Genomic DNA, 21,148 nt, shown 5'->3' with positions numbered 1-21,148 from the left:
ATCACTGGGTGTCGAACAGGTCGGACTGCCATTCCGCTTCGATCTTTTTGATCATCCGTTGAACGGTTCGGGTGGTCGTGGAAAGGTGTTCGGCGATCGTAGGGACGGAAGCACCCTGTAATTTCAGCAAGATGACGTCGCGGTGTCGATCATCGGGCAGTCTTTCCAGCAAGACTTGCATCAAGTCCGAAAGTTCTGCTTCCAGAGCAGGTGTGATTTCTCGTCCAGACGCCGCATCGACACCGGCCAGCGGTGCGTCTTCATCGTCTAGATCGGACTGATTATAGACGACGTGATTGCCACCACGTTTCTGCGCCCGCAAATGTTTTCGCAGGTCGTTGGTCTTGCGAATCGCAATGGTTTTGAGCAACCGCCATAATTCTTCTTCGTCCGCCAGATCGGGGAACTGTCCGTCACGGGCACGATTGAAGAAACTGTTTATCGCACTCAAGGCGACTTCGCTCTCACTGGCCACCGGTCGTCGAATGTTCCGAACCCGCTGTCGAACGGCCAAGCAGAGACGATGATAAAACGTCTCCCACAGCTTCTTTGCCGCATCGGGATGCGTGAAGTCCATTGGATCGGGAGTGGCGTCGTTGTCAGTCACATCAAGTTCGTGGGGAAAACCATTTCTGTACAGATTATCACGCATCGAGGGCATCGTCGAGATCGTGATGCTCCCGATCGTCACGCATCGCGTTCAGAATTTGTCCTAAAATCCCCAGAATCGGTGTCGGGTTACATTTCACGTCGGCGCCCTATCTGATGAGGGACTCCACAGGGAAATCAGCGTGACCGAAGAAATGTCAGACAACGAACCGACGATCGATCTTTCCATCGCGTCACAGATCGATGCCATCTGTGACGAATTCGAAGCCGCTCTGAAAGCGGATGAAAGACCTCAGGTCGGTGAGTTCGTCGATCGCTTGACGGCGACCGTGGATGATCGCAGGCGACTGGCAGTGGAGTTGATTTCGTTGGATCGAGACTACTCTCTCAGTCGAGGTGAGACGCCCGAACCCGACCGATATCAGTTGCCGGAGGAGATCCGGGATGCCGTCCAACAGGCCTTTTCAACAGGGAGCAAAACGGTTCGCGAATCGAATTCCGCTGAGATGGCCACCATCGCCCCAGACGGTCCGGCCCCCTTCGAACCGAGCCTGGGTGATCGAATCCGTTACTTCGGCGACTACGAGTTGCTCAGTGAGATCGCTCGCGGCGGCATGGGAGTGGTCTACAAAGCCAAGCAAATCAGTCTCAATCGTGTGATCGCGTTGAAGATGATTCTGTCAGGGCAGATCGCCGGCGAAAACGAAATCCGTCGTTTTCAACTGGAGGCCGAATCGGCCGCGAACTTGGATCATCCTGGGATCGTTCCGATCTACGACATCGGCGAGCACAATGGTCAGCACTATTTTTCGATGAAGCTGATTGAGGGAAAGACACTGACGGAGCTTTCGCCCGAACTACGCGGGGATCATGGGAAAATCGTTCAGCTTGTTGTGCAAATCGCAGACGCGATTCATCACGCGCATCAGCGAGGCATTCTGCACAGAGACTTGAAACCGGGCAACGTCTTGATCGACGGCGATGGGATGCCGATGGTGACCGACTTTGGTTTGGCGAGAAAGCTGGAGTCGGGAGAGCAACTGACACAAACCGGCGCGGTGGTGGGGACACCTGGTTTCATGTCTCCCGAGCAAGCGTCCGGAAAAGGCGTGACCACATCCACCGACATCTATTCACTCGGTGCAATTCTGTATCAGTTGCTATGTGGCCGACCACCGCATGCATCGGAAACCGTTTTGGACACCTTGATGTCGGTCATCAGCGACCCGCCGACTCGGCCAAGACAATGCGACGCCGAAATTCCGGCGGACTTGGAATTGATCGTTCTCAAATCTCTCGAGAAAGATCCCGCGAACCGATACAATAGTGCCGCGGCATTTGCCGCCGACTTGAAGGCTTTCGACGCGGGGGAACTCTTGTCAGTTCGTCCTCCCACTGCTGTCGAGGTTGCGAAGTCATGGATGAAGAACAATGTTGGAAATGTCATGTGGGTTCCCGTCATTGCTTCTGCTGTGGGGGTACTGGTGGGGTTCTCGTTGTGGGCAAGTACATTCGGCGGATCTCCAGAGAACCATCGTTCCGCGATCGACACGCTGAACCCAGATTCCACTCCGGCATTGATGTCCAGTCTGTTCGGTTCACTCCGCGGTTTTTTTATGAGTGTCCTGATGGCCACGTCATCTGTCGCGGGACTGTTGACGGCAAAATTTGTCAAGACCAAGAGCCGATTCGGCGACGTGCTCTCTGGTTTGTCGGTCGGTTTATTGGCGGGTTTGATCGGGCTCGTCGCCGGGATGGGGCCGGTGATCACAACGACGTACATGTATGGCAACGGTCCGCAGTCGATGGGCGAAGACCTCGAACTGCTCGGATCGCTAGCAGCGTATGGAAAGGATGGCCGCAGCAGCCTGATTCGTGATTATCCGGCGGTTAGCAAATTGGCCAGCAACGAAGTCTCGTGGGCATTGGTGAGAAAGATCAAGATTGCTCTGCAGTACAAAAGTCTGACCGGAATGTGGGTCGCAACCTTCATCGTGCTGGTCATGTTCGCAACCATCGGAGTGGTCCAAACCGTCGTCGCAGGATCTTTGCTGAGAGCCCACTCGCTTGGTCGCGCCCTCTTCAGCTACGGATGCTTTGCTTTTGCGCTCGTGACCGCGTCGATCCTGTTTTGGATTGACGTCTCAACGCTCATGATATCCGGTGATCACTACTACATCCGATGGACGCTACCCGTTGTTTGCTTCATCGCCTCGCTGTTGCTGATCATGGCGGTCATTCGTCGCTGGCACATGGCGATTCTCAGTGGCACATTGATCGGCGTCCTGTGCTTGACGGTAATGTTCTTTCAACAACAGTTCTTTGTCATTCAGCCGCCAGCAATCATGGCATTGCGATCGTCAATCAATCACGAGTTGCGACGAATTCAACGAAATCCCGAGGACATCGCACCCAGGCAAGAGCTCGTGTACGAGCGCATGAAGATGGCGAACTACTTGGCCAGCGTAGGCTGGTCAAAGGAATCGGCTGAGGTTTGCTCGCAGGCACTCAGCGATCTTAGAGAATTGGACGCGATGGATAGCAATAGCGTTGCCAATCTAGACAAGGGCGTTCGCAGGGATGTGATGTTCTCATCAGCCAGCCACATGTTCCTGACTGGCAAAGACGAACAAGGACTGGAATTGCTCGACGAATTGGAGCAGTGGTTAGGTGTGGAGGCGGTTCCTTTTCGATACCGGGCAGAGCAGCTAGCGAGACTCAACCGTTATGACGAAATCACTCAGCGACTCAAATCCGTGACGTTTGGGAAAGATGATTCCGCAGAAACCATCCAGCAAAAGGGACTCGCCATTCAACGGACCATGGAATTCGTCCGGCGAAAGCGAGGTCAGACGATCCAGGAAATGCGATCGTGGCGTCAATCCATTGTCGACAGCATTCTGCCGAGAGCGGCTGACAACGGCAGTGTCGTGGTGGCAACAGATGCAGCGGCAACGAAACCGGAATCGGCGTCGGACGCTGACGAGATCCTGTCTCGGAATCAGAATCTGAGACAATGGTTACTGCAGAGTCAGGTTTGGAAACTCAGTGAACCATTTGACCTAGCCGATCCCACGTCTATCCAATCTCTGGAGCGCGAGTTGCCCGGGCAAAGAGAATTGTTGTCGAATCCCAGTGACGTCGTGCCATCCAAAACGGTCGAGGTCGAAGTCGGCGCTCCGATCTGGTTTCGCCCAGAATCTGAGGACACAAGAGACTCTATTTGGGATCGCGAGGATGCCGCAGTGCTCGCTTGGACGACGTTTGAAATCGTCGAGGCGCAAACCCTCCTTTTGAAACTCTGCAGTGACGACGGAATGCAGGTCTGGCTCGATGGCAGAACCCTACTGTCGTCGCCGCAGGCACGAGGGCTCTACAACTCGACGACGACCGTGAGATTCCCGGTTGAACCGGGACAACACACCCTAGTGGTGAAGGTCACGCAGGCTAAATCAGAGTGGGGGCTTTCCGCGGATCTTTTTGACGAACTGGGAGCACCGCTTCCGGTATGGGGGGCAGCAGACGATTAAACTGGGGCAGTCGGCGCCGACTCCTTCACAGTCTTTTTGTGACGGACTGTCGCAGCCGAGTTCCGTTTGTCCATGGGGTGGTTGGGCGACCATAGAATCGTTCGCAAATCACCCTGAAGTTGGATCCATGAATCAAGCCATACCAGACGCAAAGAAACTCGAAAGCCTTCGCAAGATGGCGTTCGGAATTGGACTCAATTTTTGGTTGGGTGTGCTCGCGACCGTTCTGAGCTTTTTCGAGAACTCGCCAGCTTGGACGTTCTACATTGTCCTCACCGCCTGGATCGGCGTGGTGATGGGGCTGACGGGCGGACCCGGATTTGCCAAGCAACTGTTGGGGAAAATGTCACCGGAACAGCAGCTGACTCGACCGATGACCTTCACCCTTTCGCTAGTGACGTTTTGGATTCCGACGCTGGCCGCGGCTGTATTTGGGCTTGCCCTGACCGGTGCGCTTCGAGAAGGGTTGCAGCCTCAGTCGCACCTTGATGACAACGACACGAGATTGATTTTTCAAGTCTTTGCAATGTATTTTCTCTCTGCGGGTACCTGCTGGATCATCGTTGGAGTTGCGGTGAAACAAGCTCAGCAAGAGCTGAAAGCAAGTGAAACACAGCCAGCCGATCTTGGTTCTGAATGACCGTGGCGACAGAACCTCAATCCATTACTGTCCTGTTCGACAACCTGCGTCAGGGTCACGCCGACGCCGCCGAGCGACTTTGGAATCGCTTTTTTGATTCGTTGGTCCGATTCGCCCGCGAGCAAATGAGTGGAGCGAACCGCCGGGTCGCGGACGAAGAAGACATTGCGACGGGCGTGATGACGGCGTTGTGTGCACGTGCGGATCGCGGAACCCTGCCGGAAATCGACAATCGCACCGATTTGTGGCACATGTTGCTGGCCTGGACCCGCCACGACATCATTGATCATGTACGCCGAGATCAGCGGATCAAACGGGGCTCGGGCAAAGTTCGCGGCGACTCGGTTTTTGACAGGGATGGTGTACGCTTGGAGTCGCTTTTGAGTCACAACGCCTCCCCGGATATCTTGCTCGAAATGGAGGAACAGTACCAACGACTGCTCAATCGATTGCCGGACCCCGTGTTGCGAACGATTGCGTTGGAAAAGATGAACGGGACGACGAACGTGGAACTCGCCAACCACCTGGGCATCGCCGTTCGGACCATCGAGCGAAAACTCGACTTGATTCGTCGTCATTGGTCGACCTGGACATAGCGAGTCCTGGAGCAGCATTGCACCCCTTTTTTCTGAGAACGACTCTTCCGCAGCGAATCCACTCCGATGAACGACTCAACGAACGACAACGATGATCAGGATCTGCCGACCATTCCACCTGGAGCAATCTCCAATGGGCCTAGCACCAGTGGGCCTGCAGACGAGCTCACCTTACCCGCCCATGGCCCCGATCCTGCGAGTTCACTTGGTTCGAGCGCTGACGAAGCGACGCTGCCGCCGGACTCATCTTCGGATGGCGAAGACGAACTGGGCACGCTGCCCGGCCCGCAATCCAATTGGCGCGTGGGTGGCAAGATCCGCTACTTTGGCGACTACGAACTGGTCAGCGAGATCGCTCGTGGTGGCATGGGCGTCGTCTATCGGGCGCGACAGACCAGCTTGAATCGCATTGTCGCATTGAAAATGATTCTCGCCGGACAGTTGGCCGGCGAACAAGAAGTTCAGCGATTTCACGCCGAAGCAGAAGCCGCAGCGAACTTGGATCACCCCGGCATCGTTCCCATTTACGAGGTCGGCGAGGTCGACGGCCAACACTATTTCTCGATGGGCTACGTCGACGGATCGAGTTTGTCGGAGTTGATCGCCGAGCATCCGTTGGCACCGGCAGACGCGGCACAGTTGACGCTCAAGATTGCCGAAGCGATTCAGTATGCGCACCAGCAAGGTGTGATTCACCGTGACTTGAAACCGGCCAATGTGCTGATTCAAAAACGCGGCGAGCATTCTGGAGCCAGTGTTTCATCAGCATTGTCGACAACGAGCGGTTCACAAGCAACGCTATCGCAGTGGTCGCCGCGTGTGACGGACTTTGGGTTGGCCAAGCAGATTCAAGGCAACGATCAACTGACCGCATCGGGGCAGATTCTCGGAACGCCCAGCTACATGCCTCCCGAGCAAGCGGCGGGCAAGATCGATGAGATCGATCATCGTGCTGACGTGTACTCTCTCGGCGGCATCCTGTACGCACTGGTCACGGGCCGACCGCCGTTCCAAGCCGCCAGTCACTTGGACACATTGATGCAAGTGCTGGAAAAGGAGCCGGTGCCCCCGCGTCAACTTGCCCCCAAGACCCCACGGGACCTGGAAACCATCGCGCTCAAGGCGTTGGAGAAAGACCCTCGCCGTCGATACCAAACCGCAGGAGAGCTTGCCGAGGACCTGCAGCGTTTTCTCAGCGGAGAACCCATCCTGGCTCGCAGCATCACACCGATCGAACGAGCCTGGCGTTGGGCGAAGCGAAAGCCGTTGATCGCGGGGTTGGGGGCGCTGGCAGCCATGTTGTTGGTGGTGGTTTCTATCGGTGGACCACTGGCTGCCGTTCAGCAGTCCAGCCTCCGATCGCTGGCGGAAGACCGCGAGGATCAAGCAAATCAGGCGAAGCTGGCCGCCGAATCAGCTGCGGAAAAAGAGAAGGCTGCGAAATTGGTGGCCGAGCGAGCCAATGACGCATTGACGCAGGAAAAGGAGAAATCAGAACGCACCCTGTACGCGAGGACCATTTCCTTGGCCTATCAGGCTTGGCAAGATGACAACGTGACCCGCTCCGAGGATTTGTTGAACAACACGCCACCCAAGTATCGCGATTGGGAATGGGAGTATGTCAAAAAACTATGCCATAGTGACAAGCAAACGCTGCGAGGACACGCCGGAATTCCATTCCGAATGCAGATGTCTGCCGATGGCAAGACGCTGGTGTCGATCGGGCGAGTCCACAGTGTTCCCTCAATCGATGTGGCGGTCTATCTCTGGGACCTCGCTTCGGGAACGGTGACACAAAAGTATCCCTACCGAGGGTTCGCGATTTCACCCGATGCGACACGGGTGGCCTTGGAGACGGTCAGCGACGGGCCTGTGGTGATCATGGATGTGGCGACGGGCAAAGAGTTGTTGCAGATACCGGCGCACAACGGCGGCACAGCTTGGGCCAATTTCAATTTCGACGGAACGCAATTGGTCACCACGGGGCCTGACAAATCGATTCGGATCTGGAACGCGCAGACCGGCGAGAGGGTTTTGGAGATTACAGACGAAGCACGCCGGATGGTGCACGATGTCAATTTCAGTCCCGACGGCAAACGATTGGTTTGGAAGACTTTTGATGGGATGATTCAAATCTACGATGCAACCAACGGAAAGAAAGTCGACGAGATTGAGGATCGGAACTACCGAATCGATGCCATTGATGTTGCCATCTCACCAGACAACCAGATACTCGCCGTCGCGTCCAACGGCCCGATTCATCTTTACGATGCCGATTCCAGTGAACAGATTGCTTCGTTGTATGGTCATCGCAATAGTGTGCTGAGCGTGTGTTTTAGTCCCGACGGCAAGCGGATCGCTTCGTCCGGCTTGGACGGAACGATCCGCATTTGGGATGTCGCCCAGCGACGCGAAATGTTTCGCTTTCGAGGTCACAAGCTAGGAACCGTCTACGGTGTTTGGAGTGTCGCCTACACCCCGGACGGACAGTGGTTGCTCAGTGGCGGTGCCGACACGACGATCAAAATCTGGCCAGCGGATGGTGGTGACGGTTACATCCGAGAAGCAGCATTGGCCGATGCGGACGACGTAGCTCAGGTGCAAGCCGCATCCGTCTATCCGGACCCCAGTCAGGAAAAGGATTGGTTGGTGGGAAATCTCTCTTTTGTAGAGTCCGCCGCGTTTTCCCCTGATGGAAAACGGGTCGCTACCGCTAGCAAGGACGATACTGTTCGACTTTTTGATCTGGCCTCTCGAAAAAACACTCACACATTCACGGACCATGACCAACATGTCGGTGCCGTGGCGTTTAGCCCAGACGGAAAATGGCTCGCATCGGGTGAAGGCGGCGTCAACGAGAGTCTCACCGGCAAGCTGATGATCTGGGATCTCGATCAGATGAAGAAACGCCAGGTGATCCAGGGGCATGAGGGGCCGATCGCCAAGCTGATCTTCAGCCCAGACAGCAAGTTGATCTACTCGGCGACAGGCAGTCAGGCGGTGCCGCACCGAGGCGAATTGATTGCCTGGGATTTCGGCCAAGAAAAAATCGCTTTCCGGTCCGATCAGATCGGTGGCGTCACTGACATGGCACTCAGCCCAGACGGTAAGGTCCTGGCCGTCGCGTCCTACATTCATCCGGTTCACTTGATCGACTCAGCGACCGGAGAGCTGATCAAAAAGCTCGGCAATGATCAGGAGATCTTTTACGCGGTCGGATTCTCGCCCGATGGCAAACAACTGGCAACTGGAAAACGCAGTTGGGAAGTCGGGGTTTGGGATGTCGAGAGCGGCGAACGGCTGTGGGAAAAAATCGATCACTCCAGCGCAGTGATGGGCGTGGCGTTCTCACCCGATGGCCGACGAGTGATCAGCTCTGGTGTCGACCGTTCGACTCGTTTGTGGGACGCCGAGTCGGGCGACATGTTGATCGAACTCAAAGGCGATTCGATGGAAGTGTTTGACGTTGCCGTCAGTCCCAATGGCAAGACAATCCTGACCTTCGGCGAAGCTCCCTACGTGACCGTCAGGGACCTCGGTAGCGGTGAGCTGTTTTTGGCGGACGAGTCGGCCGACGGTCAATGGCCGGTGATCTTTTCTGATGACTTCGATCGAGCCGATCTGGGGGATGGATGGACCGTTGTCAACGGCGACTGGGAAATCAACGACGGCGCGGCCAAAGGAACGCTGAAGCTCATGCCGTCCGTTCCCATCCCAAACTTCTCCGCAACAACGCTGATTCCCAAAGCATGGTTTCCCAGCGTCGTCGAAATCGAATTCGACGCTTGGGCACCCAGTGGCATCGTCATCGAAACCAAGCTCGCAGACGCTGCGAATGAGAATGCGTTGGATTCGCTATTCGTCGCAGCGGATCAGCCGTATTTTAATCAGACCCGTCAGGGTGGTTCTGTGGTCGTGCAAGCAGCCGGCGGATTTTCCGAAACCGCTCGCTCAGGTCCCCGAAACTGGTTTGAGCCCGGTCGAAAATACAAACTCAAGACCGTTCGACAACACGGCAGGTGGGAGATGTTTGTCGACGGAAAGCCGTTGTTGCAGGCCGATGTCCCGGACTCGATGTGGGTGCCGTCGATTCAAATACAGGGCTCCTTTGGAAAAGCCGGCGATGTCTTCTTTATCGACAATCTGGTGGTTCGGGCGCCCGAGTCGACGCGAGATGAAGTCGCTGCGACGGATCTGGAATTCAAACTTCGGAACGAACTGAAATTGACGTCGCTGGTCGTCAAATCGATCGAGCAACGTGAGGATGTTTCCGATTCGGTCAAGAAACTCGCGTTACAGTACGCCAATTTGCAAAAGGAAGACGGAGCGGAGCGAAAGAAAGCCGTCAAGCAACTCTTACTGGATCCAGAATCTGAACTCACGTCTTATCAACCGTTCATCGACTTGCTGAACGAAGAGCTAAAGGATTCCGATGATTTTGAATACCGACAACTCTTGGCGGCAGCGCACTATCGATCAGGTGATTTATCAGCCGCGTTGGATTTTCTGAAACAGGCTGAGGCTGCGCATCAATCGACGGAGTTGATGTCGCATCCCATTCACATGGCGTTGCTGGCACTGGTGTCCCATGCAAAAGAAGATCAGCCCCGAGTACGACTGGCTATCGATCGACTCACTGAGTTGATGCGTAGTGAACATTGGCAGAAAGATGCCAACGCCGTTGCCTGGGCAAACAAGGTGGAGCAGGAGATCAGCTTGCCCGAACCAGAAGACAAGACGCTTGCCGAAGATATCGAAGCGATCAAGATGCTGACATTCGAACCGCAGCAGCGTGCCCGGTGTCATTTCGATCTAGCCGATTTCTTTGCAACCTACACAGACGATGCCGTGCATGTTGAAGGTCGCGAAGCGACTCCCAACCAATACGACATTGAAATTTCACATGCAGACTATGTGAAGACTCAGAGAATCTTTAGCCAGGGGGCACCGTCGATCGAAGAACTCTTTGTGCGTGGACGAGCGGATGTTGACATTGATGGAGATGAAGCGGTGCAAACGAGCGAGTATGTTTGGGCGATCCCGTTTGGTTCCTGGCGATTTGAAAACAAGGTGAAATTGAGACGTGTTGGGGGAAGTTGGAAAATCTATCACGAACGAAATGGACTGACGGGACTGAAGACCAACGGGAACGTATTGGTTTCCAAACCGGCGGATTGGGAAACGTTGGATCGTTTGGTCGCGGCAGGACGTCAGCAGGATGACCGCTGGGAGTTGATGTTGCGTCTAGTGGATGCCACGCGTCACCAGGAGGCTTATGATCTGGCAAAGGAACTGGTGCAGGCCGAAAACGCAGCCCCAGAGCTATGGGCGGACCTTTCACTGCAATCGTTCTCCATTTGTGACCCAGTGACGATGGAAAGTGCCGCGAAAAAAGCAGTGCAGATCAAGTCGGACTTGATCAGTGCCCCCTACCTTCGGTCAATCGCAGTTCAAGACAATCTGCCTGACGAAGCATTGGATCTGGGACATGGAATCAAAGTTCAAACTCCGACGTTTTATCGTGACGCATCCGTTCGCGACTTTGCCGTGCCCGGCCAAGCGCTGCGAGGGTGGTTTCCGACCCGTCGATCTGCCCTCATTGTATTCTTTGCCAAAGATGGAAACGATGTGGCCATTGAGAAGATGGCGGACGGACTGGTTGACGGGCTGAAGACAAGTTTGAACGTGAGTGTGTACCGCAAAGGACTGACCAAGATCGCGGGAATCGATTCCGCAGATGCGATCGTCGAAGGTTTCGGTACCGGCAGATCAATGAGCAAAACGCTCGACAGCGAGGCAAAAGGAACGATCGCACGATGGGTGGTCATTCCCCGTGGAAACGACCTCATCGGTTGCTTGTTGTCTGCGCACAGAGAAGAGTTTGATCAAAGAAATGCTGAATTTCAGACTTGGCTGCAACTGTTAGAAATAGAGAACGAGTAAAACCATGCAACGACAATTGATTGTGCTCAGCGGTCCCGATAGCGGACGCACCTTTCGGCTCGACGATGGCCAAACACTGACCATCGGTCGCGGGCAAGCCAGCAATACCCAAATCAACGACCCACGGATGTCACGCGTGCACTGTCGCGTGGCCGTGGACGGCGGCAAGACCATTTTGACAGATGCGGGCAGCACCGGCGGAACGCACGTCGGTCAGACGCAAATCACTGAACACGAATTGAGATCAGGCGAAGTCTTTCGTTTGGGCGAGACTGAGATTCGATTCGTGATCGATGGTATCCAAGATGAAGCCACCATTGCTGGGGATCAAGCCTTTGGAAGACCCAAGCCACAACCGAAATCGAAACGGCTGCAGGACCTCGTCGGTGAGTCGTTTGCAGACTATCGATTGGATTCCATCATCACGATGGGGAACTCCGGCATGGTGTTCAAGGGAACCGATACCAAACGCGAGCGTCCTGTCGCCGTGAAAGTTCTGGCGCCGGATTTTGCCAACAGTGAAGAGCAAAAAGAGCGTTTCGTTCGGGCCATGAAAACCATGCTGCCGATCAAACATCCCAACATCGTGCGTTTGTACAACGCGGGCAAGAAAGGACCCTTTTGTTGGGCGGCGATGGAGTATGTCGACGGTGAAAGCATGCTCCATGTCATCGACCGAATCGGTATCGAAGGCATGCTGGATTGGAGAGCCGTTTGGCGAGTGGCCGTACACATCGCCCGCGCCCTGAACGAAGCTCATGAGAATCATATTGTCCACCGCAACGTGACCCCCGCAAATATTCTGCAGAGGTCATCGGACAAGGTCTGTCTGCTGGGTGACCTGGTGCTGGCAAAGGCGATGGAAGGAACGATGGCCAAACAAGTCACCCAGCCAGGACAGTTGATCGGTGACGTTCCCTACATGTCACCTGAGCGCACACGCGACAGTGCGTCAGCCGATCATCGAAGCGATTTGTATGGACTGGGCGCGACTCTGTACGCTTTGTTGACCGGGCGGCCACCGTTTGAGGGCGAATCACTGCCGGTGTTGATCCAGCAAGTGCGTGACAAAGAACCGAGGCCTCCGAAGGAGTTTCAGTTGTCGATCGAAGATCGATTCCAAGATATCGTGATGCAGTTGCTGACCAAGCGACCCGATGATCGGTATCAAACACCGAGAGAGTTGTTGAAGGATTTGGATCGGGTAGGGATGTTCAATGCGTTGCACGCGGATTGAGATGGGTGGGCAGCTGTTTGGGGGCTGTCGCTTGGGGGCGACTGGGGATCGGCGGGGAGTAGATGGGACCAATGGGACTGATAGGACCCATGGGTCGCATTTGTCCCATTGGTCCCATTTGCCCCTGGGACGATCTCGTGCTAGAAACACGGTCTCATCTTTTCTACTCTGACGCCTGGGGGGCTGTGCCATGAGCGAGGGATTCATTCCACCGCATGGCGGATATCAGGATTTGCTGTCCTACAAAAAATCGGTGATCGTCTACGACATAACCGTTCAATTCTGTCGCCGGTTTCTCAGCAAGTTCGATCGCACAGTGGATCAGATGATCCAGGCGGCCCGCAGTGGTAAGCAGAACATCATCGAGGGGTCGATGGCATCGGGAACCTCCAAAGAAACGGAAATCAAACTGACCAATGTCGCCCGCGCAAGTTTGGAAGAATTGCTGGAGGATTATCGCGACCATTTGAGATCGCAAGATGCTGAGCTGTGGGACAAGAATAGCAAGGAGGCACTGTTTGTACGCCGAATGGGACGTCGTACGGATGGGACCGAGGAGACATATGCGACCTATCGGCCATACGTGGAGTCACGGCCAAGCACGGTCGTGGCGAACATCGCGATTTGTTTGGTGCACCAGACGAACTATTTGCTCGATCAACAGATCCGACAATTGGAGACCGCGTTCATGAGCGAGGGTGGAATGCGAGAGCGAATGCATCGCGCGAGGTTGAAAAGCCGCGATCGCCGATAGGGCTGGGTTTGGGGTTGTTTGCCGGCGCGGTTGAGCTCGTCGTGGGGTAGATAGGACCTATGGGACTGATAGGACACATGGGTCGCATCTGTCCTATAGGTCCCATCTGCACTCCTGAGATAGGACCAATGAGACTAATAGGACACATGGGTCGCATTTGTCCTGTTGGTCCCATCTGCACTCCTGAGATAGGACCAATGAGACTGATAGGACACATGGGTCGCATTTGTCCTGTTGGTCCCATCTGTACTCCTGAGATAGGACCAATGAGACTGATAGGACACATGGGTCGCATCTGTCCTATTGGTCCTATCTACTCCCCGACCGCCCCAACCAACAACCAACAACCAACAACCAACAACCAACAACCAACAACCAACAACCAACAACCAACAACCAACAACCAACAACCAACGACTAACCGCCTCGTCGGACCACCACGTCGTACCCACCGGTATTGTCCGCCAGTTCACCGACGTCGTCGTTGATGCGGAGCATCAACCAGCAGTGACGTTTGATAACGATCGTCGTGGGTTCCTCCACGGCGATCACCTCAAACGGCTCCATCGTTTTTCCTTGCTCGGGAACATTGGGTACCAGTGTTGCCAACAATTGTCCGAGTGGACGACCGCGGTAGTATCGGATGGTGACACCCGGCGGCTGGCTGATCCATGGTTTAGGTTGCTGTGCCAGTTCACACTGACCTGTCGGTTCCAGACGCACAGTCGCACCGGGCGGTAATCGCACGCCGATGCTCTGCCAGCCTTGGTCTGCGGCGACACGAACGTTCAATGGCTGGCCATTCCACTGTGGATCTTTCATCGACAATGGCACGCGTTCTCGTTGCCAGTCGAATCCGTAATCAATCGTGTTGCATAGCAATCTCCATCGCGCTGCCAAGATCGGCCAGATGGGTTTCAGTTCACGCATCAGGTCGTGTCGAAAGTCTTCCTCAATTTGATTTCCTTGCCACGCGGCGGCTCGGAGCGTGTCAGCGGTTTGCGGATACTCGCTCAGTAACATTGCTGCGGCCCAGCTCCACGAATAGGCTTCCACATCGGCGTTCAGGTCCGCAGGGAAATCCAAAACCGTACTGAGAGTCGGGATTTTGTTTTCGTCGCGTCTCTCAGCCATCTTTTTGAAGCGTCCCCAATACGGGACCGTGTCGCGATTGAGCGGTACGCGGTTGACTTGGGTCTTGGGTCCCGTTCCCGTGTGGACCGACAACAGTTCCGCGGTGCCTTCGGCGAACCAGGAGGGGCCGACACCGCCAAAGATCTCGTAGCTCAAAGCGTGGACGCCTTCGTGCAAGAGCAAGTGCCGTGTGTAGTACTCGCCCGGCTGCTCGACCACCCAAACGGTGTTTCCGACCGCATAGCCGAACGGAAAATCGGGTAGCTGTGGTTGCAAGTATCTCGCGGCGCGGAATGCGTCTTTGTCCCGCATGATGTACGCGGTCACGTGGAAAGAGTCGAGCGAACCGGCGGGCAATTGCCAAAAGGCCTGCCACTGCCCCGTTGCGGCATCAAACGATGCGGCCAGATCTGAGAGCGAGTCTTTGGTTCCGAAATCAGCCGTGATTGTCACATACTGACCTGAGGCGGTCACGAACCCGTCGCCAACCAAGCGTTGTGCGTTTACGTTATTGGACACAACCAACAACACGAACGTCGTCACGTACACTCGGAACAGTGATTGGAATGGTGGTCGCGTTTCGATTTCAATCCGATGGGTCGTCATTCCCAATAGTGTAGCCGCAGGAACCTGACCATGAAAACAACGATAATCGCTCCTGTCCTTTTGGCCGTCTGCATTTGCGTTGGCGGTTGCGTACCGAAGGCGGAATCGGACGTGGTGGTCTACGCAGCACTCGACGAAGAATTCTCGGCGCCGATCTTGGCCGAGTTTGAACGTTCCACTGATCAGGAAACGGGCGTGATTGCGAAATACGACATCGAATCGACCAAGACCGTCGGCTTGGTCAACCAGATCATCGCCGAAGGAGACCCGCCGGTGTGTGATCTATTTTGGAACAACGAAGTCATGCACACGATCCGTTTGCAAAAACTCGGACTTCTGCAGCCACGAAAGTGGGCCGTTCAATCGGGATGGCCGACGGACATGATCGCTCGTGACGGCAGTTGGTGTGGTTTCGCTGCGCGGGCTCGCGTGCTGTTGATCAACACGGACTTGGTCGCCGAACGTACGGACTATCCCACCAGCGTCAGGGATTTGGTGAATCCGATTTGGAAAGAGCGGTGTGCGATGGCAAGACCGTTGTTCGGCACCACCGCAACGCACTTTGCCGTTTTGAGAGAAAGAGACGGACGCTCCGAGACACTGGAGTTCTTGAAGCAGATCCAAAACAATGCGTTGATCTTGTCCGGAAACAAGCAAGTTGCCCTGGCGGTCTCCAGCGGTCAAGTCGCGTGGGGTTTGACCGACACGGACGATGCGATCATCGAGAAAGATCTCGGGCGTCCGGTGGCGATCGTTTTTCCTGATCAGCAGCCCGATCAGCCGGGGACCCTGCGGATCCCCAACACCGTGGCGGTACTGAAGAATGCTCCCCACAGCGTTGCTGCCAATTTACTAGCCGACCACCTCGTCCGAGCCAAAACGGAAGATCGTTTGGCGATGGGTGACAGCAGCCAGTTGCCCCTGAGTCGGGAAAGCGAATTCACGCCCAGGGTGCTGCCCAGCGATCCGGTTCGGTGGATGAAGGTCGATTTTGAGGCCGCCGCTGAGGATTGGGAAAAATGGTCCGCCGAAGTTTTGGCATTGTTTCCGTGACGTGGGCCTACGGTTCACGCTACAATGGGGGCCCGCCTTCACTTTCCCGGTGACCCCGCTCCGGTGCGTAGATGATGAATCGACTCTTTTTGGCATGTGTTTTTCTTGCTGCGGCCGCCATGATCTTGCCCGCTGCCGAAGCGACCCTGAAGTGGTCCTTTGACGACGCGGACTTGCCCGCGACGATGGTCGGGGAAGTCAAGACGACTGCTGACGGTCCGAGCGAGCCGGCCTATCCCGTCTTCAGCGGCCCCAACTCGGCGATCCAATTTGCCGCGCCGAGCTATCTGCGTTTGGACGATGAATCGCTCGAAGAGCAACTGCGATTTGACAACGGCGACGAGATCACTGTCGAAGCTTGGGTGAACGTGCGGACGCTCGGCGACAATGCCTACATCATCGGAAAAGGCCGGACGGCTAGCAGTGGTGCCAAAAGCCAAAACCAAAACTGGGCGTTCCGGCTGCGAAAACAAAAGGGGCAAGCCTGTGTGAACTTTCTGTTTCACTCACGCGACACCGATGATGCCAAAGGCGACTGGCATCGTTGGACCAGCAACGACGGCTTCGACCCCGACTCGGGTTGGCATCACGTCGCCGTTAGCTATTGCTTTGGAAAACCGGACAGCATTCAGGCCGTGATCGACGGTAAAGTGGTCATGGGAAAATGGGACATGGGTGGCAAGACGACCGTGCCACCGGTGGTGGATTCGGATGATGTTTGGGTCGGTTCGGCGATGGCCGGAAATCGCGGCAATTCATTCGACGGACAAATCGACGAGTTGGCCGTGTATCGCGAAGTCGTCCCGGCGGAGACGTTGCGGGAGCGATACCGCTATGTCCCCCAACCGATTGAACGTCCCGAGGTTCCCGCGGGCAAAGTGTTGGTTCAGTTAGCCGGTCCAGTCGCCGCGCATGGCGAGTTTCCACGCACGGCCCCTGACGTTCAGTTGCAGTGGCAACAGGATCAACTTGCGTTCACACGTCTGCCGCATCGATACGACGATTGGGCGGTGCGGATGGATTGGACCGAGAAAGACAAGCCGACGATGGTGGTTCGCGCGATGGCCGATATCACGCTGCCCGCCGGTGACTATCAGTGGATGATTCGTTCGCGAGGTTTGTCACGCTTGATCGTCGATGATGTCAAAATTGCATCGACGGCCAAAATGCGAAATCGAACCGGTGCCCACCATGTGGTCGATCCATTGCCGGATGTGCCGGTGCGGGGAATGCGTGTGGCCTTCATGAACGACCATCAGCAAATCGCAGACTTTCACAGCGACGGCGGCATTCACCAGGTGACCTACGAAGTTCTGGTGGGTGGACCAAAGTATCGAGTCGAGTTTGGTGAAACGATGGTTGCCCTGGCTAAGTTGGCATCGGATGGAACGCCCGAGATGTTTCAACTGGTTGCGTCCGAGCAACCCGTGCCCGTGACCGATGAAGGATGGCAGCGGTTTGTCAAGCACGAGAACGCGATGCTGGATCACATGGACACACAGGCTCGCCGATCGGCCGACGCGGGGCAACGCGAAGCCTGGCGGGCGCGTCATCAATTGGCTCGTGAGCGTTTGATCGACGGTCAACAAAGCGACGCGACCATCGACAGTCTGGTCTCACAACGAATCGACTTCACGAACGATCAGATCCAACAGCGTCAAGCCTCCGGCGGCCACCTCTATACCGATCAGGTTGCCGGAATTTTGGAAACACATTGCGGGCGTTGTCATGGCGACAAACAGCAAGGCGAATTGAGCTTGCTTTCGCGCGAGTCGATTTTGCGAGGCGGTGAGTCGGGTGACCCTGCGGTCGTTCCAGGCGAACCTGATGCCAGCCTATTGATGGAACTGGTGTCCGCGGATGCCGATGACTATCGAATGCCGCCACAAGGTCCTGGATTGACGCAAGCCGAGCAGGCAGTGGTACGTCAGTGGATCCAAGAGGGTGCAGAGATGCCCGCCGCCTTGCCAAAGAAGTCCATCCAGGTGCAGCCGCTCGTGGATGACTACGCGTTTCTTCGTCGAGCCTATTTGGACACTGTCGGAGTGACACCCACGACTGCCGAGATTCAGACGTTCATGCAAGACAACCGGGACGATCGTCGTCAGCGACTGATCGAGCGATTGTTGGACGATGACCGTTTCGCCGATCATGGCGTGGGCTATTGGCAAGACGTGTTGGCGGAGAATCCCAACTTGCTCAAACCCACGCTCAATAACACCGGACCGTTTCGGTTTTGGATTCACGAAGCGTTGCGGGACAACAAGCCGCTGGACCGTTTCGCGACCGAATTGATCGTGATGCGTGGCAGCAAGTGGGGCGGCGGTGCGGGCGGTTTTTCTATCGCATCGCAAAACGACGTCCCGATGGCTGCCAAGGCCCACGTCATCGGTTCCGCGTTCCTGGGCGTGAATTTGAAGTGCGCTCGATGTCATGACGCACCGTATCACCAGTGGACGCAGTCGGATTTGTTTCAGATGGCCGCGATGTTGGATCGCAAGCCGATTCAATTGCCCGAATCGAGCAGTGTCCCCGCCGCTTTCTTTGATGCTCAACAGCGCAAGCCGTTGATCAAGGTCACCTTGAAACCGGGCACGGAGATTCAACCCGAGTGGCCGTTGGCGCAGTTCGAACAATCGATCGCCGACGAGTTGATTTCCGCGAGTGTTGATTCGCGTGAAGCGTTGGCGGCACACGTCACGGGCACACGTCGATTCGCCGCTGTCATGGCCAATCGCATTTGGACTCGTTTGATGGGGCGTGGTCTGGTGGAATTGCCAGATGATTGGCAAGGCAACCCGCCCAGCGACCCTGCGTTACTGGATCACTTGACCGACGAGCTGATCCGCAGCGGATACGACCAAAAAGCGTTGATCAAGACGATCATGAGCAGCCATGCGTATCAGCGGCAGCCCGCGACAGACGCGACGTCGCAAGAGTACTTCGCCGGTCCGACGAGGCGGCGAATGACGGCCGAACAGATCGTGGACACGTCCTTTCACGCGGTCGGGCGACCGTTGTTGAGTGACCAATTGACGTTGGACATCGAAGGCACCTTGCCGCCCGAGACGTTTCTCAATTTTGGCTTCCCTCGACGCGCGTGGGAGTTCACCACCCTGGCCAATGAGCGAGACCGTCCCAGCTTGGCGTTGCCCGCCGCGGCAGCGGTCGTCGACGTCCTGCAAGCCTTTGGCTGGCGTGATTCACGCCCCGAGCCGATCAGTGGTCGTGACGAATCCGCCAATTTGATTCAACCGGGCGTTCTGGCCAATGGAGCCGTCGGCATCTGGCTGACTCGATTGAGCGACGACAGAGGTTTGACCGACGACATGATTTCAGCGGGGTCGGTGGATCAGTTGGTCGACACACTGTTCTTGCGTTTGCTGACACGCATGCCGACCGAGAGTGAGCGTCAGCAGTTTGCGACGGCGTTGCAGGATGGGTTTGATGAGAGAGTGGTTGCGGCGCCACGAGAGGAAAGTGCAGCGGACGAGCAGCTGCCCTTTGTTTCTTGGTCCAACCACCTGAACACTCAAGCCAACGTGATCAAGATTCAGATGCAGGAGCGGGTCCGAAAGGGTCCGCCTGCGACCGGTCGGTTAGAGAGCCAGTGGCGACAGCGAGCCGAAGACGTGGTCTGGGCGCTGATCAATAGTCCCGAATTCATCATGGTGCCATGAAACGACGACGATTTTTGAAAGACGCTGCGGCTTGCGCGGCGACCCTGACGGCGACCAGTTCCGTCCTGGCCGCCGAGAGTAACGCTAAGCATGCAGCACAATCCACGCCTGCCAAACTTGGACAGGCCGAGCATTGCATCATGATTTGGCTGGGCGGCGGGATGGCGCAGATCGATACGTTCGATCCAAAGGAGGTCGGCGATGCGAAGGCACGCAAGGCGGGCAGCTACTACCCGGCGATCGACACGGCCGTGCCGGGTGTGCAAGTCTGTCAGCACTTGAGCCGAACCGCCAAGATGATGGAACACGTCACTGCGTTGAGGACCGTTGGTCACGACGTCGTGGACGAACACGCCGCGGCGACCAACCGCATGCACACCGGACGTCCGACATCGGGCACCGTGCAGTATCCGTCGTTGGGCTCCATCGTCGCCGATCAACGTGGCGCGGCCGCCGAGGGTGTGCCGGCGTACATGCTGATCGGTTACCCGAATCTGACGCGAGGTCCAGGCTTTTTGGGTCAGAAGGCAGGATTCGTTTACTTGACTGACGTGGAAAGCGGACCGGCAGGTTTAGCGCGGCCCGCGGGCATCGACATGCAACGTCAAAGTCGGCGAGAGCAACTGTTGGCTGCTGTACGCGACACGGGACGAACGCGATTCGGTGGCGATGAAGTCTATCGTCAGTACGATCAAGCCGTCTCGGAGAGTTTGCGTTTGAGCGGACCGGATTTCATGAAAGCGTTTGAGCTGGAGAATGAACCGGGGACGTTGCGTGATGAGTATGGCGACGGTTTTGGACAACGCTGTTTGTTGGCTCGACGCTTGTTTCAATCGGGTGTGCGTTTCGTGGAAGTCAGCCACAACATGAATTTTCGCAACGGCACCGGTTGGGACACGCACAACGACGGTCAGCTCAACCAGCACTTGCTGATCGAGGAGCTCGATCAGTCTCTGACGGCGATGATGACGGACTTGCAATCGGTGGGGCTGTTGGACAAGACGTTGATCGTCATCAACAGCGAATTTGGGCGGCCAGCGCAGTTTGATTCCGGTGGCGGACGCGGTCACCACTCGAAATGTTTTTCGGCGGTGCTGGCCGGTGGCGGTCTGAGTCACTGCGGGGCTTGGGGAGTGACCGACGAGTTGGCCATGTCGGCTGAGCAAGATCCGGTGTCGGTGCCCGATATGTTCGCAACGATCTTGGCCGCGATGGGGATCGATCCGAGCATCAACTTGTTTGACGGCGACCGCCCCGTGCCGATCGTCGACGGCGGCAAACCGATTGAGGCGTTATTGGGCTGAGTTGCTTTTCTAGACTGACTGGATTGCGCACGAAAAAACCGCGACCAGAGAGATCTGACCGC

The 21,148-nt window shown here is 56.0% G+C and carries 11 protein-coding genes; 9 read left to right on the top strand and 2 right to left on the bottom strand.

Features of this window, described 5'->3' with window-relative positions:
• Position 1: 1 nt before the first annotated feature.
• Positions 2 to 652: an ECF-type sigma factor gene (locus Pla52nx_RS01075; RefSeq protein ID WP_197454149.1), complete on the bottom strand. Its 651-nt coding sequence runs from the start codon at positions 650 to 652 to the stop codon at positions 2 to 4.
• Between the two features lie 139 nt (positions 653 to 791).
• Here Pla52nx_RS01075 and Pla52nx_RS01070 point away from each other — a divergent pair, with 139 nt between their 5' ends.
• From Pla52nx_RS01070 to Pla52nx_RS01045, 6 genes are all read left to right on the top strand, one after another.
• On the top strand, positions 792 to 4,139 hold the full coding sequence (locus Pla52nx_RS01070) for a serine/threonine-protein kinase (RefSeq protein ID WP_146517714.1): 3,348 nt from the start codon (positions 792 to 794) through the stop codon (positions 4,137 to 4,139).
• Positions 4,140 to 4,266: 127 nt separating this feature from the next.
• Positions 4,267 to 4,779 carry a hypothetical protein gene (locus Pla52nx_RS01065; RefSeq protein ID WP_146517713.1) on the top strand — a complete coding sequence of 171 codons (513 nt, stop codon included), beginning with the start codon at positions 4,267 to 4,269 and terminating at the stop codon, positions 4,777 to 4,779.
• Between the two features lie 2 nt (positions 4,780 to 4,781).
• Positions 4,782 to 5,375, top strand: a complete 594-nt coding sequence (locus Pla52nx_RS01060; protein WP_197454147.1) for an ECF-type sigma factor — start codon at positions 4,782 to 4,784, stop codon at positions 5,373 to 5,375.
• 66 nt (positions 5,376 to 5,441) lie between these two features.
• Entirely contained in the window at positions 5,442 to 11,318 is a 5,877-nt protein-coding gene (locus Pla52nx_RS01055; RefSeq protein ID WP_146517711.1) for a protein kinase domain-containing protein, read from the top strand.
• Positions 11,319 to 11,322: 4 nt separating this feature from the next.
• Entirely contained in the window at positions 11,323 to 12,555 is a 1,233-nt protein-coding gene (locus tag Pla52nx_RS01050; protein WP_146517710.1) for an FHA domain-containing serine/threonine-protein kinase, read from the top strand.
• Between the two features lie 190 nt (positions 12,556 to 12,745).
• Positions 12,746 to 13,309 carry a four helix bundle suffix domain-containing protein gene (locus Pla52nx_RS01045; RefSeq protein ID WP_146517709.1) on the top strand — a complete coding sequence of 188 codons (564 nt, stop codon included), beginning with the start codon at positions 12,746 to 12,748 and terminating at the stop codon, positions 13,307 to 13,309.
• A gap of 417 nt (positions 13,310 to 13,726) precedes the next feature.
• Here the strand turns inward: Pla52nx_RS01045 and Pla52nx_RS01040 are convergent, their stop codons facing one another.
• Positions 13,727 to 15,049, bottom strand: coding sequence for a hypothetical protein (locus Pla52nx_RS01040; protein ID WP_146517708.1), 1,323 nt, complete (start codon positions 15,047 to 15,049; stop codon positions 13,727 to 13,729).
• A gap of 30 nt (positions 15,050 to 15,079) precedes the next feature.
• On the opposite strand from Pla52nx_RS01040, the gene Pla52nx_RS01035 reads away from it, so the two are divergent.
• From Pla52nx_RS01035 to Pla52nx_RS01025, 3 genes are all read left to right on the top strand, one after another.
• Entirely contained in the window at positions 15,080 to 16,102 is a 1,023-nt protein-coding gene (locus tag Pla52nx_RS01035) for an extracellular solute-binding protein (RefSeq protein ID WP_146517707.1), read from the top strand.
• Between the two features lie 74 nt (positions 16,103 to 16,176).
• Positions 16,177 to 19,782 carry a DUF1553 domain-containing protein gene (locus Pla52nx_RS01030; RefSeq protein ID WP_231741556.1) on the top strand — a complete coding sequence of 1,202 codons (3,606 nt, stop codon included), beginning with the start codon at positions 16,177 to 16,179 and terminating at the stop codon, positions 19,780 to 19,782.
• Positions 19,779 to 21,086 (top strand): DUF1501 domain-containing protein, encoded by a 1,308-nt coding sequence (locus Pla52nx_RS01025; RefSeq protein WP_146517705.1) that lies wholly within the window; start codon positions 19,779 to 19,781, stop codon positions 21,084 to 21,086. Before Pla52nx_RS01030 ends, Pla52nx_RS01025 begins: the two co-directional genes overlap by 4 nt.
• The last annotated feature ends 62 nt before the right edge of the window (positions 21,087 to 21,148 follow it).

It is taken from the genome of Stieleria varia, from assembly GCF_038443385.1.
GTDB lineage: Bacteria > Planctomycetota > Planctomycetia > Pirellulales > Pirellulaceae > Stieleria > Stieleria varia.
Note: the sequence above shows the minus strand (reverse complement) of the source record. Positions and strands in the feature narration are given on the sequence as shown.

Excerpts from the sequence above, each read along its gene's own strand:
- Pla52nx_RS01055 (WP_146517711.1), top strand. The coding sequence starts at position 5,442 with ATGAACGACTCAACGAACGACAACGATGATCAGGATCTGCCGACCATT.
- Pla52nx_RS01035 (WP_146517707.1), top strand. The coding sequence starts at position 15,080 with ATGAAAACAACGATAATCGCTCCTGTCCTTTTGGCCGTCTGCATTTGC.
- Pla52nx_RS01050 (WP_146517710.1), top strand. The coding sequence starts at position 11,323 with ATGCAACGACAATTGATTGTGCTCAGCGGTCCCGATAGCGGACGCACC.
- Pla52nx_RS01065 (WP_146517713.1), top strand. The coding sequence starts at position 4,267 with ATGAATCAAGCCATACCAGACGCAAAGAAACTCGAAAGCCTTCGCAAG.
- Pla52nx_RS01045 (WP_146517709.1), top strand. The coding sequence starts at position 12,746 with ATGAGCGAGGGATTCATTCCACCGCATGGCGGATATCAGGATTTGCTG.
- Pla52nx_RS01075 (WP_197454149.1), bottom strand. The coding sequence starts at position 652 with ATGCGTGATAATCTGTACAGAAATGGTTTTCCCCACGAACTTGATGTG.
- Pla52nx_RS01030 (WP_231741556.1), top strand. The coding sequence starts at position 16,177 with ATGAATCGACTCTTTTTGGCATGTGTTTTTCTTGCTGCGGCCGCCATG.
- Pla52nx_RS01040 (WP_146517708.1), bottom strand. The coding sequence starts at position 15,049 with ATGACGACCCATCGGATTGAAATCGAAACGCGACCACCATTCCAATCA.
- Pla52nx_RS01025 (WP_146517705.1), top strand. The coding sequence starts at position 19,779 with ATGAAACGACGACGATTTTTGAAAGACGCTGCGGCTTGCGCGGCGACC.